Origin of the sequence: Aquimarina sp. MMG015 (assembly GCF_018100855.1) — a bacterium.
GTDB lineage: Bacteria > Bacteroidota > Bacteroidia > Flavobacteriales > Flavobacteriaceae > Aquimarina > Aquimarina latercula.
Map to the genome: position 1 here is coordinate 131,799 of NZ_JAGJEB010000004.1, position 18,062 is coordinate 149,860.

The following is an 18,062-nucleotide window of genomic DNA, read 5'->3' on the forward strand; positions in this document are numbered from 1 at the left end:
TATATCTCACGAATTGTTCCATTGTTATCTATAAAGAAATCATATTAGTGATGATTTGAAAGTTCTTTGTATCTAATCATTAATTATAAATGAGATTACACTTGCTAGGAAAATTATATTTCTTCTAGTGCTTGTGCAATATCAGCTATTACATCATCAATATGTTCCAACCCCACAGAACATCTTACCATTCCATCTGTAATACCAACAGCTAATTTATCTTCAACTGCTAATTTACTATGCGTTGTAGAAGCTGGATGTGTAACAATAGTTCTGGTATCACCCAGATTTGCAGAAAGTGAACACATTTTAATACTATCAAAAAATGTCTTTCCTCCCGCTACACCATTTTGAACTTCGAAAGCAACAATATTACCTCCTAATCGCATCTGTTTCTTAGCCACTTCATATTGCGGGTGTGATTTTAAGAAAGGATATTTCACCCAATCCACCTTAGGGTGAGATTCTAAAAACTCAGCTAATTTTAAGGCATTTTCGCAATGTCGATCTACCCTAACAGCTAAAGTTTCTAGGCTTTTGGATAATACCCACGCATTAAATGGTGATAACGCTGGTCCAGTATTACGAGAAAACAAATAAATCTCTTTTATCAATTCCTTCTTACCGACAGTTACTCCTCCTAATACACGTCCTTGCCCATCAATTAATTTTGTAGCTGAATGAATCACAAGATCAGCTCCAAACTTTATCGGATTTTGTAAATATGGTGTTGCAAAACAATTATCAATAACCAATAACAGTTTATGCTTTTTTGCAATCTTACCTAACAACTCCAGATCCAATACATCTACTCCTGGATTTGTTGGAGATTCTGCATAAATGATTTTTGTATTAGGCTGGATTAAACTTTCTATTGTATCAACCTCATTAACTGGAAAATAACTTGTTTCTATATTCCATTTAGGAAAATACTTCGTAAACAAAGAATGTGTTGATCCAAATACTGACCTAGCAGAAACGATGTGATCTCCTGCGTTTAATAATGCGGCAAAGGTAGAAAACACCGCAGCCATTCCCGTTGCAAATGCATAACCATCCTCTGCTCCTTCTAATTTACAGATTTTATCAACAAACTCTGTTGTATTGGGATTACTAAAACGACTATATAAATTACGATCTTTCTCTTCTGCAAAGGCAGCTCTCATTTCTTCAGAATCTTCAAAAACAAATCCAGATGTTAAATACATCGGTGTAGAATGTTCTAAAAACTGAGTTTTCTCAGTTTGAGTCCTTACCGCTTGCGTTTCAAAATTTTGGCTTTTTAAGCTCATACTTCTTCATTATTAACTACAACCTTATATGTTACAGTAGCTGTAGGCTCCAATGTTTTAGACACGGAACAATATTTTTCGAATGATAATTGTGCTGCTCTTTTAGCTTTTTCGGGTACTATCTCTCCTTCTAAATAAACCGTAACAGAAATCTCTTTGAATGGTTTTGCCCCATCGACTTCCACTCGTGACCCATCAACTTCTGCTCTGTAATCAGTAATTTCCTGACGTTGTTTCTTTAATATAGAAATAACATCAATAGCGCTACAACCAGCTACCCCCATCAACACATATTCCATAGGACTTGGTGCCAAATCATGACCTCCAACTTCTGCTTTGCTATCAATATGGGTTATATGACCTCTTTCATTTTTTAATTCAAAATGATAATCATTATCTATTCTTTTTAATTCTATTTTCATATGTTCAAATTTTTTTAATCACTTATTAATGCATTAAAAATTGAGATCGAGCTCAGTAACTACGTTCTCTTTTTTTAAAATTCAAATATCTTTCATAAACTAAAAATAACTTTAATTCGTAGTTATTCTAATTTATCTTTTTTCAGTTAACCTCAATATATCTCCAAAAACTCCTCTGGCAGTAACCGCAGCTCCTGCTCCTGCTCCTTGTATCACTATAGGTTGATCTCCATATGACTCTGTATAAATCTCGAATATAGAGTCGGAACCTTTTACTTGTCCTAACGCACTGCTTTCCGGAACAGATACTAATTTAACATCTAAAATTCCTTTTTCTTCAAATAAATCACCGTGAAGATCCCCAATATATCGCAAAACATGATCGGGTTTCTGTTCTTCTTTTATTTTTTGATATACTGGGTCTAACTCTTTTAACCTTCCTAAAAACAAATCAGCCTCTCCTTCTCTTAAACTTTCAGGAATTAAATTATGAATATTGACATCTACAAATTCATTACTCAAGTCAAGTTCTCTAGCCAAAATCAATAATTTTCTTCCTACATCATTACCACATAAATCCTCTCGAGGATCAGGTTCTGTAAATCCTTTATCAATAGCCTCTTGCAGCACTTCACTAAACAGTCTTTGTTCTTTAGAAAAAGTATTAAATAAATAACTTAATGAACCAGAGAAAACTCCTTTGATTCTAGTAATATTTTCTCCAGATAAATGTAACAACTTAATAGTATCTATTAAGGGCAATCCAGCACCAACATTAGTTTCATACAGATATTGTTTTTGAAATTCTTCTAACTTTCTTCTAAGTTCTTTATAAAAATCAAAACTTAGCGTATTTGCCACTTTATTAGAGGACACCAAATCAAATCCATTTTCAATCAAAATGGTGTAATTATCAGTAAATTCTTTACTAGCAGTATTATCTATAGCGATCAGATTTTCTAAATGATGCTCATCAGCAAATTTTATAACATCTTCAATACCATAAGAGTTCCCTTGTTTTAGATCAGTTTTCCAATTAGTATCAACTCCATTTTTATTAAAAAGTACTTTTTTAGAATTTGCAACCGCAAAAATATTAAGATCAATCTTTTTTCTCTTTTCAATATCATCTGCAGATTTTAAAATTTGATCTATCAAAGTTCCACCAACAAGTCCATGTCCAAACACAGCAATATTTATTTTCTTTGCTACTCCAAAAATCTCCCCATGAATAACATTTAATGCTTTATGAAGTTGACTTTTATATACAACTAAACTCACATTCTTACCTGTAACTGTATTGTTAAAAAGTAATGGGATTACCTGATTTTTAATTAATGAATTATAAGGTTTATGAAATGTACTTAAATCTTGTCCTATAATAGAAATTACAGAAACTTCATTTATTATTGTAATTCTATTTACATCTTGCTTATGAAAATCCACTTCGAACTCTTGTTCCAAAACTTTTTTAGCTTCTATTGCTTTTTCTGAAGTTACAACAAGACCTATTCCTCTCTCGGACGAACCTTGTGAAATAATGCTTACACTGATATCTTTATAAGCTAACGCTTTAAATATTCTAGCATCCACTCCTACTTTTCCTAAAAGTCCTCTCCCTTCTAAATTGATTAAAGAAACATTCTCCAAAACAGAAAGAGATTTTATTCCTTTATTACTATTCTCTGCAGTAATTAATGTTCCATCATTATGACCGTCAAATGTATTTAGAATACGAAGAGGTATATTTTTTTCAATTAATGGTATTATAGTTTTAGCATGGAGAATATTAGCTCCAAAATACGCCAACTCATTTGCCTCAGTAAAAGATAATTTTTCAATCTTTTTTGCATCACTTACTAAATCCGGATTCGCTGTGTAAATTCCACTTACATGGGTAAAATTCTGTAACTCTTCTGCATCTAAGTAATTGGCTAAAAGCGCAGCAGTATAATTACTTCCATTTCTTCCTAAAGTTGTTGTTTCATTATTAGTATTAGAAGCAATAAAACCAGTTACAATATTAACCGTTGAACCATTATATTTTTTAAAATGTTTAATAACATTTTCTTTAGATAGCTTATCTAACGGTTGTGCTTCTCCAAACTTACCATCGGTTTTTATTAACTCTCTGCTATCTGTAAAATTGGCTTTTATTCCTTTTTCTTTAAGTATGTGAGTAAGTAACTTAGCAGAGATTACTTCTCCTTGAGATAATACTTGATCTTTAATTCTTTTGCTGTAGTCACCTAACAAAGAAACTCCTTCAAAAAGCTTATCCAATGTTTCAAACTCCTCATCAACTTTAAAACTACCGTAATCATTTATTTGATATTGTTTAAAAGCCTGTAGTTGTTCTTGATAACTTTCATTTTTAACAGCCCTATTCAATATTTCTTCTAATTGATCGGTAGATTTCCCTCTAGCAGAAAGCACAACAGTAATTAACTCACCATTATTAACCTTATCTTCTATTATATCAACCACTTTATGGATACCTTCACCATTAGCAAGTGATTTTCCTCCAAACTTTAAAATCTTCATTTTGTCCTATTTTAAAATACATCTGACAACAACCTACTCAGTTGGTCAAATTCTATAAGAAACGCATCATGTCCGTGAACCGAATCAATTGTATGATGCCAAACATTTTGCTTTACTTCCTTTAACTCCTGAAAAGTAATCTCATCTTCTTTTGCCGTAAAAAAGCCATCAGAATTGACACTTACGATATGAATATTCGATTTGATATTAGCCGCCAAATCCTTAAAACATCCTCTCCCTTCTGTTATATCAATATTGGCAAGTATATAGTTCAGCTCTTTATATGCGGAAAGAGTAAATCTTTTATTTAACTTTTTCCCATGATGAAACAACCAACTTTCCACATTATACATTCCCTTTTCACCATTAAAAGTCCTATGAAACTTTTCCTTAAATGACTCAGGCGATCTATAGATAAGCATCGCATGCAATCTTGCATCATGCACAGGATTCTTAGAGTTTAGTAAAATCTGCTCTTGTATTAAACAATTAGCTTTTAACCAATCTGTAGATTTCCAGTCTGTAGCTACTGGAATTAAATGATTAATCAATCCTGGCGCTAATGCTGCAAGTTCCCAAGCAATACCTCCTCCAACCGATCCTCCTATAGCAGCATATAGTTTTTGAACATTCAGTTGTTTTATACCTTTTTCAAAAATCGCTGCGATATCCCTTGCCGTAAAAAGTGTATAATCCGTAATTAAATTTTTCTCATCTCCATCATATCCATTACCTGGAATATTAAATGAGAGCACCGTATATTTATCTGTATCAATACATTTACCTTCTCCAATCAGTCCATTCCACCAACCATTGGGGCCACAAACATCAGAATTACCCGTTAACGCATGATTAACCAAAACTACGGGGCCTTCTAACAAAGGTTTACCAAAGACTTCATAAAACAGTGGAATTCGTTCTATTTCTAGCCCTTTGGTAGTTATAAAATCTAATATTTCAATTTTTTGGAGCATATATATTAAGCCTACTATTTATAAAGAGTCTACTTCCCCTTCTTCTAATCTCAAGGAAAGGGTTAGCATCTCAATGCTTGTCAATCTTAATTACTTTACTTTTTCACCTACTTTAGAAAATGCGCTTTTTAGATCCGTTTTTAAATCTTCTATATTTTCTAAACCAACAGAAAGTCGTATTAAGTCCTGTGTTACTCCTGTTGATTCTTGCTGTTCTTCGTTTAACTGTTGATGAGTAGTACTTGCAGGATGAATAATTAAAGATTTTGAATCTCCTATATTTGCTAATAAAGAAAATATCTCGGTTTCATTTGCAACTGTTTTTGCTGAATCGAAACCACCCTTTATTCCAAAAGTAACAATACCACTCTGCCCCTTTGGAAGGTATTCTTTTGCAAGTTGATGATACGTATCACTTTCTAATCCTGGATATTTTACCCAAGTAACCTCATCTTGCTCTTTTAACCATTTTGCTAATGACAAGGCATTTTCACTATGTTTTTTAATTCTAATCTCTAAAGTTTCTAAACCTTGTAAAATCTGAAATGCATTAAAAGGACTTAGTGCAGCTCCATAATCTCTCAATCCTTCTATTCTTACCTTAGCAATAAAAGCAGCAGCACCTAAAGCATCGTGATATACTAATCCATGATATCCTGGAGAAGGTTCTGTAAACTCTGGAAACTTGCCACTTGACCAATCAAAGGTTCCTGCGTCTATAACAACCCCTCCTAAAGAAGTTCCATTTCCGCTTATGTATTTTGTTAATGAATGAATAACAATATTAGCACCATGTTCTATTGGGTTTAATAAAGCTGGAGTAGCCACCGTGTTATCTACAATAAGTGGAACTTTATATGCTTTTGCTTCTTTAGAAATCGCCTTAAGATCTAATACATCTAGTTTTGGATTACCTAATGATTCTACAAAGAAAACTCTTGTATTTTCCTGTACAGCATTCTTGAAATTCTCAGAATCCGAAGGGTCGACAAACGTAGTTGTTATTCCAAACCTAGGTAACGTAACGTTTAAAAGATTATAAGTTCCTCCGTATAAACTACTAGAAGCTACAATATGATCTCCTGATTTTAGTAATGTTAACAATGTAGTATTAATAGCTGCTGTTCCAGATGCCGTAACTACAGCAGCAATACCGCCTTCTATTGTAGCCAATCGCTGTTCTAAAATATCATTTGTTGGATTATTTAATCGAGTATAAATAAAACCTGGTTCAGATAAATTAAAAAGATTAGCCGCATGATCTGCATCATTAAAAACATAAGATGTAGTCTGATAAATAGGAACTGCTCTTGTCCCTCCATTGTTTTTCACGTCATGTCCTGCGTGTAAAGCTTCTGTTGCAAATTTTTGTGCACTCATAATTTTCTATTTTAAATTTTAAATAATTGATAAAATTCAAATACATCAAACACTCTTAAAGCGTATGGTATAGAAAATTAAAAAGAAAGGAAACGACAATTACAAGTACTGCAATTTGTATCGAGTTATCTTTTTCGTCTACAACGAATAGAATTTAGCACCTTCTTTATAACTAAAGGGTTGCTAAGGTTTCATAGGGTCTATTCCCTCCACCTTTCTTAATAACTTACTAATATGTATAAGAAACTTCGGGACAAAGCTAGTAATTATTTTTAAACTAAAAACAATTTCCATAAAAATTGTTTTGATCGAAAAAATCACCCTTAAAAGGTTTTTTTTATTGGAAGAAAATTAATGATACGTTAAATCCTTTCCAATATTATCATTTTTTTTACCTTTGCCGCATTATTAAAAAGGGATAGATTTGACTGATTGCAACCCTAAAGAGCTGAAATTATAGTATTCATATCAAAACTGATAGAATCAATTCAGTAAATAAATGCTAAAGCAGTTCGGTACAATACTATAATTATCGAAAGCTTCTTTATTGCAATCCTGTCATAATTTATTATAGTTTATTCTATAAAAACAACGAAGAATGGCGTATTTATTTACTTCAGAAAGTGTATCTGAAGGACATCCGGATAAAGTGGCAGATCAAATTAGTGATGCTTTATTAGATAACTTTTTAGCCTTTGATAAAGATTCGAAGGTAGCTTGTGAAACTTTGGTAACTACTGGACAAGTGGTTCTTGCTGGAGAGGTTAAATCAAAAACATATTTAGATGTACAGCAAATTGCAAGAGAAGTAATTAACGAAATTGGGTATACCAAAGGAGCCTACCAATTCAGTGGAGATTCTTGTGGTGTAATTTCTCTTATCCACGAGCAATCACAGGATATCAACCAAGGTGTTGATAGAGAAACTAAAGAAGAGCAAGGAGCAGGTGACCAAGGAATGATGTTTGGGTATGCAACCAAGGAAACTGAAAACTACATGCCCTTAGCATTAGACATTTCTCATAAAATCCTTATTGAACTTGCTAAATTAAGAAGAGAGGGTACAGAAATTCCATATTTACGTCCTGATTCTAAAAGTCAAGTTACTATTGAATATAGTGATGATAATGTACCACAACGTATTGTAGCAATTGTTGTCTCTACTCAGCATGATGATTTTGATATAGATGATGATGTTATGCTGGCTAAAATAAAAAATGACATCGTTTCGATTTTAATTCCTAGAGTAGTTTCTCAATTACCAAAATATATTCAGAATTTATTTAATGATCAAATAACGTATCACATAAACCCTACTGGTAAGTTTGTAATCGGAGGACCACATGGAGATACTGGTCTTACTGGACGTAAGATTATTGTTGACACTTACGGAGGTAAAGGTGCTCATGGTGGAGGTGCTTTTTCTGGAAAAGATCCTAGTAAAGTTGACCGTTCTGCAGCTTATGCATCTAGGCATATAGCCAAAAATTTAGTTGCTGCTGGTGTTGCAAATGAAGCATTAGTTCAAGTTTCTTATGCCATTGGAGTAGTAGAACCTACTTCTATTTTTGTTGACACTTATGGCACTAACACGTTAGGTATTACTGATGGAGAAATTGCAGAAAAAGTAGCTGAAATATTTGATATGAGACCAGCTGCAATAGAAGAACGTTTAAAATTACGTAACCCTATATATAAAGAAACTGCAGCATATGGACATATGGGAAAAGAACCAAAACTAGTTACCAAAGTTTTTGAAAGCCCATATTCTGGAAAAGTAGAAAAAGAAGTAGAATTATTTACTTGGGAAAAACTAGATTATGTTGATCAAGTGAAAAAAGCTTTTAAAATATAATTTATTTAACGTAACTTTATAATCTCCAATACTTTATATATCTAACTTTTAAGAATTAGTCATTTTTCTAATGTAGTCGGATACTATAACATGACCTACGAATACTAAATAATTGAATTGCCTGTTATTAATAAAAGATATATTTAAGGCGCAATGATCAAATTATCAAAAAGTACTAAAATGAGATTAAAAATTGGAATTACTTTCATTATGTTTTGTGTTTGTAGCTTATCCTTTGGACAAGACTATAAAACCAATACAAAATCTATAAAAGAGGTTGATGTAAAAATTGAAGAAGGATCTTATAATCAAGATAATTCAGTTTCTGCGGATAGACTTATTATTAAAACTTCTGAACAAGGAGCATCAGAACAACAAGGTTTTACTTCTTCCGCAAGTTACAGTGATGAAGAATGGGCTGACATAAAAAAACAAATATTAGATACTAAAAAAAGAATCAATGATGGGCGAGAGATTTTTGCTTCTAAGGTAGTTGATACTATTTTTGTTACTATACCGGCTTTAAGTAGTAAAGAATCTCAATTATCTGGCTGGTAAATTAAATACCACATTATTATAAATTAACAAAAGATCGCTTTTCCAAGCGATCTTTTTTTTTATAATTCGTTATAAATCAGAACCTTTTTTAGGGTAAGGGAATATGCACTATTAAAAAAAGGGGTGTTTTCCCTCTAGAAACAACTTTATATATAACGTAAATTAGCATCTGAAAATCAACCCATTATAAAAAAAGAAAAGTTATGAAATTTAAAATGGTAATCATAGTAGTTTTGATCTGGTTTGGTCAAAACGCATTTGGACAAGCTAACACAGAAAAAAATAACACAGTAGAAGACACTCCTCATAATACTATAGTAGTAACTAATGAAAATAGTGAAGTAGTATACAATGATAAGGAATGGAAGAAAATAAAAAGACAAATTCGAAGAAATAAGAAAAGAATTACAAATAGTAAAAACGGAATTCATAGCTACAAAAAAGTAGACACCATATTTTTAGAAATAAAAATCTCTAAAACCAATTCTCAAATTACTAATTGGTAACATCAACTTATTGCATACAAGGGTCATTTGTTAAAAGGGTATTTACCTATTTTTTTGAATGAAAATAGGGGTATTTACCTGATACAAACATTACGGTTTTAATGTAATTTAGATTCGGATTTAATTTGTAGTTTCATACCATATATAATTATACAATGAATCTTGGTATTCATAGTGTACTGAAGTTATAAATATAAAATAAGTCCCCATCTATATTTGAATTTAATCAACCAAAAAAGTATCAATAACTTAAAACCATACCCGTCATGCCAAAATCAAATTATTGTTTAATTGACCCTGATGGAGGTCCCTTAAAGGTTAAGGTAACCGCTAATAATGGAATTAGATCTGGTTCCATATTTATTCTTTGGGAATTGCAGAATGGAAAGTGGGAAAAGAAAGAAAAATTTAATGTAATTACTGGAGACGATGGCGTAGATGAATTTATTCTTCTAGAAAAACCAAGTGATATTGAAAATGATTCTCTTGCTTGGTCTATCAATGCTTGTTCCATGATCAATAATGTAGAGCGAGGAGAATTCAGCATTACAGTAATTCAAGACGAGGAAAAACGATGGACAAAAGATTCTTCACGCCTTGTACCTAAATGTTCTGATGGAAAACAATTAAAATTTGGAAATCACGTAATCTTCAAGCATCTTATTAATGATAATTTCTCAACATCTGACTTATGGAAAGATACAGAATAAGTTGCTCAATTTTGATACTCTTGATAATGCTCACAGGGTATTCGCAAGATGCTGAACAGCCAGGCGATAATCAGGAAGCATATTCTTTTAAACTAGACTATAATGTTCCTGAAAGCCCCGCTTTTGCTGTGCTAGATGCTAACCCTACTACTGTTATGCGTGCTAGTACTCCTCAAGAAATCATTACACAATTAGCCAGTAATTTTCTTAGTGGAAATGAAGTTAGTCCAGGATTAGCTTTTGATTTCAACCCATATTTCACATTTGGAGGGAGATTAAAAAACGTAAAAGAATATCGAAATAATTATGGAAAGAGATTTCTAGCAAATCTTCAACTCTCATTTGCGACCATAAATTCAATGGACTTTCCGGATGACCTATTATTTTCTGGAGGGATAAGAGCTACTCTTTTCGACAGTAAAGACATCATATTTGACCAACAACTAGGACAAGATATTGACAATGCTCTTCTTCCAAACGACTCTGACGAACCAGGACCTATGAATTCTGACGACCAAGGAACTATAGTAGACAATCCAGCATTAAAACAAGCATACATCAATGCTAAAACACGCTATATGGAAAAAGCTGGAGGTTCGCTTGCTCTTGGTTATGCGATTGCCGGAAGAGCTAGAGATAATTCTTTTAAAACAGATAGTATTGTTACCTATAGACATCAAGCTTGGCTGGTGGGACAATATGATTTAGGTAAAAGTGGGATGAGTATTAACGGAATGATCATGTATCGATATGATCAAACACCACAGACCACGGATAATGATGGTTTGATTAGCGGGATTGCATTAAGAAAATATGGACAGAAATTAATTCTATCTGCCGAGATTTACCATGACAGCATGAAAGAAAGTATTGATTTCGGCGGGTATGCAGAAGCATATCTTATACCAAGTATTACACTATTTGTATCACTCAAAAAAGAAACAAACGCTATCACCGGTGATGAGGATGTTATATTAAAACCAGGAATAAAATGGAACTTTAGTCAAGCTAAGAAATAAGAGTTTTTAATCATGAAACCAACTGTTACAATCATTTACAATGTTGTTCTTGCAATAACTTCGGTATTATTGCTATACAGTTATTTTTATGTTCTCGTATATGATAAGGATTTTTTCACTGAAGAACATACACATAATAGATTAAGTGAAAATGCCAAAACAGTTGAAGATTCTTCTTCGGTTAACATACAACCGATGCCCGCTAGTCCCATAAAAATAGATACGATCATAAGAGATACCTCTAAAACTACCTTATCTAAAACAAAAGTAAACTTATCAGTTTCAACAGATCTTGAGAAAAAAGATTCATCATTAAAGGAAAAAGAAAAAGAAGTTGAACCCGTAAATTTCTTAGATATGTTGGTCGTTATGTTTTTAGCTGGTATGTTAGGAGGAGTACTAGCAAATCTACGTGGAATTTTTGAGTTTTATCGTGAAGAAAAAATGTTCCCGGATCACTTATTTATTCCCTATTTAATAAGACCATTAACCGCAGCAATATCTGGATTATTAATATTTTTCATATCACACTTAATTATTTCTTCGACTGCAAATCCTACCTATGACAATGAGTATATATCTTTTAGAGGAATGGTTTCCTTTATGAGTCTTGCTATTATTTCGGGTTTTGCATCACAAGAATTTACAGAGCGATTAAAAGCTGCAGCAGGAACATTATTTGGGATTTCTCCTGCTCAGACTTTGGAAAAACCAAAGAGTATTACCGAAGAACCCGATCCAAGTAATCCAAATCCCGCCGCTGATTCGGATAGTGACAATCCTGATCCAAATGCAGAAAAACCTGCTCAAAACACAACATCTCCATCTAATCCCCAAGCGTCCCCATCGATCCCTCAAGCTCAGCAAAAAATGGGAAAATCGAGATATATAAATCGAGATTAAGAACACCCATTTTACACGTTGAAGATTGCAACTCCACTTTATGATAAATAAAACGGAGATAGATTTTATAAAAACAACATAAAATAATAAATCATGGGAAAAACACTTCGTGTCTGTCTGGCAATGGGAGGAGGAGTCTCTTTAGGTTCTTTTTCTGGTTCGGCATTAACCGAGGCATTAAAATTATTAGTGCTTTATGGTAAAGACAAAAACAAAAATGATTATGATAAAATAATCGTTGATGGAATGAGTGGAGCTAGCGCCGGCGCAATTGCTTTGACTATAATGCTTAAATGCCTTATTGATTACCAAGCAATGATGCCACTATTTAGTGAACAACTTACCCAGAAAGAATTACTTGATGAAATTATAAGAGACTACTTTAACGGAGATATTTCGAAAGCAGAAGAATACAAAGATAAGTTTGAAACATTAAAAGCATTACAACTTGCTCAAAAGATCCAATATAAATTATGGGTAGACGAAGTGAACTCCTTAAAACTATACGGTTCCAAAGCTCAGGATGACTATGAGCCAAAACCTAATGAATCTTTTTCTTTACTAGACAGAAAACTTCTAGAAGATCTTACCAAAAAATATTTAATGGCTTCTGATGGAGTAGATATTTCGAGAAGACAGCTTTTAGATCCAAAACGAGTCATTTTTGCTTGTTCCTTAACCAATTTATTACCAATTGAGATAGATTTTTTTAAAAACGGTAATTCCAACAAGGATCGATTACAGCAAAACTTTTTGAAATCTGTAGGGTCAGAAAATCATTCAGAATTACGTGTTATAGATTTTGTGTTTGATGAAAACGAAGTGCAAAAAGCGCAAAAAGAAACAGATTCTAGATGGTTAAAATTTTGTAATACTCCCGATCCAAATATCCCAACACATTTTAAGATGACTGATCAATCTGCCTGGGCGACAATTTCGGCTTCTGCACTTGGCTGCGGAGCATTTCCTATTGCTTTTGAACCCGTAGTCTTAAAAAGGTTTAAACAAGAGTTTGGTGATAATGATAATAACACAAACTGGCCTTCTTCTTTTATCAAAATACAAAACGAAATCGACACTCATACATCGAAGGATAATACCATCTTTAAACAGAATAGTTTTTTTGCAGAAGAAGGAGAAAATATACTAGACTATAACAGCTTCAATTTCCCATATATTGATGGAGGAACTTTCAATAATGAACCGATTCGTGAAGCATTTAAAATAGGAACTTTTCAAGATTTTGGACGAATTACCGAAAACGAAGAAAGACTCATTCTATTTGTAGATCCAATTGTTAGAAAAGAACAATATCATTCATTTAAAGTATCGGCCTTCTCTCCTATTAAAATGTCCAACCACGAAGTAACTTTCAAAAAAGAATTAGGTAAACTTCTGGGGAACACTTCTAGTATTTTAGGTGTTTTAACAAACCAAGGTAGTATCAAAGAAGAACATAAAATCATTGACATAAAAGAAAATTTCGAACTGCGAAACACTATCTTCAATTATCTAGACGCTAATAGTGATATGAGTAGTAATCTAAATATTGAAATTATTGCTACCGCTTTCAATAAAATTGCTAAAAATCTCAAAAATGGAATCATATCTTTAGGTACCAGAGATCCTATGATATATTTTTTAGCAGAAATTAAAAAGAACTGCGATAACAAAAATGGTGATCAAAATACTTGTATTAAAATACTTCAAGAAGATTTACTAGCTCTTAAAGATCTTATTGATGAAAAAATCCGAAAATCAGAACCTCTTAAGATTGATAAAGTATATGAAAAACTTCAACTAACTAAGAAAGAGGATAAAAACATTTTTGCTCAGACAGTATTTAAAGTAATCGCTGATTTTGCATTAAATACAGATGGAAAAAATGAAAATGCATATCGCGCAGCAATACTACCAATTAATAAAAATCTAAACACCATAGAGTTACCAGGAAGCGAAATTGAGGCTTTTGGTGGGTTTGCATCTCTAAAAGCTAGAAAATATGCTTTCGAATTTGCTCGTTTAAGCACTCTATTATCTCTAAAAGAAACTACTGGTGGGTTTAGACCAGAACGTCCTTTCATTGCTAATGAAGGCTTTTCTACTTTAGAAAATCAATTTACCAATAAAATTAAAAGCATCGATTTTTTTAATGATAAAAATCAATATGCTGATGAACTAGAAAAGAATCTTTTTAATCCATCAATTGTTCGTATAAAAGGAGTTTTATTAAGTAATAAATACTTAAAATTTATATTATTAAAAGTCCCTTTTGTGGCAACATCATTATTGGGAACTATCGCTATGCCATTCGTATCTATTGGATTATTAGCATCCTCTATTTTTAAGAAATCACCTTGGCGTGGTTCTAATATTTTGAAAGATATCATCAGTAAAAGTGTAGATTCGATCAATTATATGCCATTAGAAGCCGTAACGATTTCAATTTTAAGTGATACACAGCTCAATAAAAAACTTTTAATAAGGTGCTCCGATAATTCTATAAAAAAACGAAATTCCATAGAACATATAGTAGAAACATCGGACAATAAAATTAGATATCAGTATTATTTTCAGGTTTCACTTTTAGAATATATAAAACAAGAGAATTCCATTCACGCAGATACCATATCGCAAAATGCAGATTCTTTAAAAATAAATTCTCAATTTATACAACGACTTGGGTTATCACTTTCTAATAAAGTAAAAATGCCTAATGATATTGATGGAAACCTGAATCCAGAAAATAAACGCATCGCCCTAGAGAATAATTACACAGATATTATCACTGAAATGCGAATTGACAGATTTAATCTACCACTTTTAAACAATTCAATAAATAATGCTTCAACAGCGCTACATTATTCTCTAAAGAATATCAATTACCACGTAAATCCATTATTAGAGATTGATTTACAAAAACTAACAGAAGGGTGGTATTTTAAAGAACAAACCGAGTCACTGGATAAAAAATTACTTCGTTAATTTATCATATAATATATCGGTGTAGTTTTTGATATACTATAAAAAAAACATCATATTATGAAAACTGATACCTATACAAAATCTATTCTAACAATTATTGCAATTGCTTTAAGCATTATCGCAATAAAAGACATTGATATTATACCAAAAGCATACGCTAATGACAACTCTATATTACCAAATTATGGATTGATTCCTATTAATGAAGACGGAACGATCACAGTTAAATTAGCAACCAACGAGGAACTAGATGTAAATATCAAGAGTATTAGTACCTACGATAAACTCAAAATTGACATTAATAAAGTCAGCACAAGCGAGGAATTAAATGTCAACATTGATGAAATCGGCGGAAGCTATGTTTCCAGTGGTGGTCCTATCAAAGTAAAAGTCCAGAATTAGTCGTGGATACAAGTAAATTTCATTCTCAAAATATTATAAAAAAACTAAGTATGATTATAATCCTGCTGCAGCCGAAGTAATTTTATCCAACGCTCCGCTTATCTTATTTAGCACCTCTTCCTTATCCAGTATATCATGACGTTGCTGTAAGTATTTAGGATCGTTATAAGAAATTTTCACAGTACCGGAATCATCTTGAAAAACTAAAATTTTCTGCGGAAGATCTAATCCTGTAGTTTGAGCACTTTGCATCAATGGAGTTCCCAATTTAGGATTTCCAAACATTATAATTCTAGTTGGATTTAACTCTAATCCAACAGATGCTGCATTGGCTTGATGATCTAATTGCGCTATGATTTTTAGATTCGGATTATCTTCAATAATTGTTACCAATTTATTATAGGTATCATCAAAACTGTTAGTACTTTGTTTTGTTATAATTCCTTGTTTCGGTGTAATTTCCATTTGTTTTTCTAATTCAGGTTGCGCACTATTAGACGTATCCTTTTTAACTTGATTACAAGAAAATAGGAGTATATAAAAAACAAAGCAAAAAACTATTCTTTTCATAGTGAGTTTGGTTTAATATAGTGGTTGGTCATCATTTTTACTGTAATCACAATCATTGACATTAACATACCAGATCATTTTTACGTTATCAGAAAACTCATCACTTTGGTTAACATCAGAATTATCAAGATATACTTGTGTCATTTCTCCGGTTGTTCCTAAAATAGAATACCAAGAATGTGTTTTTATTAAGTTCAAATGAGGTAGTTCTCTAGAGGGTGCTTGGCCCATGATTTCTGATAATTGGGCAAAAACATGGCCTTTACTAATGGTAATAAATTGAGCTTGTGCAGCATGCTCTACAGTTATAACTTGTTTTAGTCCGTCTTTTTTGTACTCATTATAGATCCCCCAACCTACTCTAATGTTACAACCTTGACGAACTGCTTTTTTTAAATCACTTATATCCCCGGACAAAGGATTTCCTTCGCTATCATTTCTGTAGATTTCTTGCCATCCTTTAATCTCATTAGTAGCGTTTTCATGTTGTTTTCCAATATTACAAGAACTCCATAAAACTACTATGAAGAGCATCGTTATATTTCTAACCATCCAATTACTTTTTACTCTAAAGATAGTCGAAAAGCAAAACAAATTCTAATTTCGCATGCTTATATTTGTGCTCTCAAGGGATTTTTCAACCTTTATTATGTTCGTAATTACTGAGGTATTAGGAGGGAATTTAATAACCAAAGAAGAATACTAATTACTTATCCAGTTATCAGCCTTTGGAAATTTAAAAGGTCTGTCGGTGTATAGTTCTTATTACACGTGATCATTTATTTCTTAGTCCCAATTGCTATATTAGTACTTCCTTCTGGATACAAAAAATATCCATTATCTGTATAATGAATTACAAAATTAACAACTGTGGGAATAGCAGCATTAACAGTTTTACGAGAAATACCATTCCAACCATGCTTAGGCATTCTGTCTTTCAATATTCTTGGTGTCCAACTGCCAGAATTTAAAATTAAATATTTGATATCTACAGTCTCATCAATAGCAACTGCACTGCTATTTTGGATTTTAATATTTTGAATAGTTCCCGTTGTAGAAATTACAAAACTGCATAAGGAATATCCTTTTTTATTATTTGTGGTATATGTTTTCCCTAAATATGAATAAAAATCATTCCCTTTTTGTGAAGATTGATACCCAACATTTTTATAACCTACCATATACTTAGTACAAGATTTACATTCTTTTAAGCTTATAGTCTTAGAAACTTCTATATTTCCATCTAACGAAATATAAGGATTTGAAGAATACGTGGTTTTAGACAAAGCTCCTAATGGATACTCTTCTCCCTTTATAAACTTCCCTTCATTATATTCTTCTTTATAGATCAATCGATTATTGGACTTGCTTTTTAAAGTCCAAATACCATCTGGTAATCCACTCTTTACTTTTCCTTTTACAACAGCATGCCTTCTTCCTCTATCGTTCTTGAAACTTCCATACCCATTCTCTACTTTCTTATTACCTCTTTTTGTGTAATATTCTAGTATTTTAACCTGATCATCTTCATAATTATAGGTTATGTAAGGTTTACCGCTTTTATACCAATGTTTCCAGACACCTACTTTCTTTCCTTTTTCATAATTACCTTCCATTAATTTATTACCATTATCAAAATAAACCACAGCATTTCCTTCTAACTTACCATTTTCCATTGTAGTTTTTACCGCTATACTATTATCCATGTAGTAATCTTCAAAATAGCCATCAATAATAAGATTCTCTGGATTCACCTTAGCTAATCTGTAGAAATAAGCACAGTCTTGAGTTATCGGTTGTTCGGCACTATCTAGATGAATTCTCACACTGTCTTTTGCTATAAACTGAAAACAAGGATCTGTTCCTTTTTGAGCGTTAATGTGTTGAATACAAAGTACTAAAACTACAATTATATATTTATTCATTTTCTATTTAATTCAGA

The 18,062-nt window shown here is 32.2% G+C and carries 16 protein-coding genes and 1 riboswitch; of the genes, 8 read left to right on the forward strand and 8 right to left on the reverse strand.

Annotation, left to right across the window (positions count from 1 at the left end; all coding sequences use genetic code 11):
- Positions 1-113: 113 nt before the first annotated feature.
- From J8L88_RS09420 to J8L88_RS09440, 5 genes are all read right to left on the reverse strand, one after another.
- On the reverse strand, positions 114-1,292 hold the full coding sequence (locus tag J8L88_RS09420) for a PLP-dependent aspartate aminotransferase family protein (RefSeq protein ID WP_027393068.1): 1,179 nt from the start codon (positions 1,290-1,292) through the stop codon (positions 114-116).
- A complete protein-coding gene (locus tag J8L88_RS09425; RefSeq protein ID WP_211060604.1) occupies positions 1,289-1,714 on the reverse strand; it encodes an OsmC family protein in 426 nt (141 codons plus the stop codon). Before J8L88_RS09425 ends, J8L88_RS09420 begins: the two co-directional genes overlap by 4 nt.
- A gap of 132 nt (positions 1,715-1,846) precedes the next feature.
- The gene (gene thrA / locus J8L88_RS09430) at positions 1,847-4,258 is read right to left on the reverse strand and encodes a bifunctional aspartate kinase/homoserine dehydrogenase I (protein WP_027393066.1); all 2,412 of its coding nucleotides are present in this window, start codon (positions 4,256-4,258) and stop codon (positions 1,847-1,849) included.
- An 11-nt stretch (positions 4,259-4,269) separates the two neighbouring features.
- Entirely contained in the window at positions 4,270-5,232 is a 963-nt protein-coding gene (locus J8L88_RS09435) for an alpha/beta fold hydrolase (protein WP_027393065.1), read from the reverse strand.
- A 90-nt stretch (positions 5,233-5,322) separates the two neighbouring features.
- Complete coding sequence (locus J8L88_RS09440; RefSeq protein WP_027393064.1) at positions 5,323-6,612, reverse strand: O-acetylhomoserine aminocarboxypropyltransferase/cysteine synthase family protein; 1,290 nt, start codon at positions 6,610-6,612, stop codon at positions 5,323-5,325.
- Positions 6,613-6,734: 122 nt separating this feature from the next.
- Positions 6,735-6,840, reverse strand: a riboswitch (SAM riboswitch).
- Between the two features lie 370 nt (positions 6,841-7,210).
- Between J8L88_RS09440 and metK the strand changes: the two genes are divergently transcribed.
- From metK to J8L88_RS09480, 8 genes are all read left to right on the forward strand, one after another.
- Positions 7,211-8,467 carry a methionine adenosyltransferase gene (metK, locus tag J8L88_RS09445; protein ID WP_211060605.1) on the forward strand — a complete coding sequence of 419 codons (1,257 nt, stop codon included), beginning with the start codon at positions 7,211-7,213 and terminating at the stop codon, positions 8,465-8,467.
- Between the two features lie 180 nt (positions 8,468-8,647).
- Complete coding sequence (locus J8L88_RS09450) at positions 8,648-9,025, forward strand: hypothetical protein (protein ID WP_035085251.1); 378 nt, start codon at positions 8,648-8,650, stop codon at positions 9,023-9,025.
- Between the two features lie 203 nt (positions 9,026-9,228).
- Positions 9,229-9,531: a hypothetical protein gene (locus tag J8L88_RS09455; protein ID WP_027393061.1), complete on the forward strand. Its 303-nt coding sequence runs from the start codon at positions 9,229-9,231 to the stop codon at positions 9,529-9,531.
- Between the two features lie 266 nt (positions 9,532-9,797).
- Positions 9,798-10,241 carry a hypothetical protein gene (locus J8L88_RS09460; protein ID WP_027393060.1) on the forward strand — a complete coding sequence of 148 codons (444 nt, stop codon included), beginning with the start codon at positions 9,798-9,800 and terminating at the stop codon, positions 10,239-10,241.
- Positions 10,223-11,260, forward strand: a complete 1,038-nt coding sequence (locus J8L88_RS09465) for a hypothetical protein (RefSeq protein WP_147404355.1) — start codon at positions 10,223-10,225, stop codon at positions 11,258-11,260. The genes J8L88_RS09460 and J8L88_RS09465 overlap by 19 nt, the downstream gene beginning before the upstream one ends.
- 12 nt (positions 11,261-11,272) lie before the next feature.
- Complete coding sequence (locus tag J8L88_RS09470) at positions 11,273-12,163, forward strand: hypothetical protein (RefSeq protein ID WP_027393058.1); 891 nt, start codon at positions 11,273-11,275, stop codon at positions 12,161-12,163.
- Positions 12,164-12,256: 93 nt separating this feature from the next.
- Positions 12,257-15,148 carry a patatin-like phospholipase family protein gene (locus J8L88_RS09475; protein WP_211060606.1) on the forward strand — a complete coding sequence of 964 codons (2,892 nt, stop codon included), beginning with the start codon at positions 12,257-12,259 and terminating at the stop codon, positions 15,146-15,148.
- A gap of 57 nt (positions 15,149-15,205) precedes the next feature.
- Positions 15,206-15,550: a hypothetical protein gene (locus tag J8L88_RS09480; protein ID WP_211060607.1), complete on the forward strand. Its 345-nt coding sequence runs from the start codon at positions 15,206-15,208 to the stop codon at positions 15,548-15,550.
- Positions 15,551-15,604: 54 nt separating this feature from the next.
- On the opposite strand, the gene J8L88_RS09485 is transcribed toward J8L88_RS09480, so the two are convergent.
- The 3 genes from J8L88_RS09485 to J8L88_RS09495 form a co-directional block, all read right to left on the reverse strand.
- On the reverse strand, positions 15,605-16,120 hold the full coding sequence (locus J8L88_RS09485; protein ID WP_211060608.1) for a DUF302 domain-containing protein: 516 nt from the start codon (positions 16,118-16,120) through the stop codon (positions 15,605-15,607).
- A gap of 12 nt (positions 16,121-16,132) precedes the next feature.
- The gene (locus J8L88_RS09490; RefSeq protein ID WP_211060609.1) at positions 16,133-16,672 is read right to left on the reverse strand and encodes a hypothetical protein; all 540 of its coding nucleotides are present in this window, start codon (positions 16,670-16,672) and stop codon (positions 16,133-16,135) included.
- A gap of 227 nt (positions 16,673-16,899) precedes the next feature.
- Positions 16,900-18,045, reverse strand: a complete 1,146-nt coding sequence (locus J8L88_RS09495; RefSeq protein WP_211060610.1) for a toxin-antitoxin system YwqK family antitoxin — start codon at positions 18,043-18,045, stop codon at positions 16,900-16,902.
- Positions 18,046-18,062 lie beyond the last annotated feature (17 nt).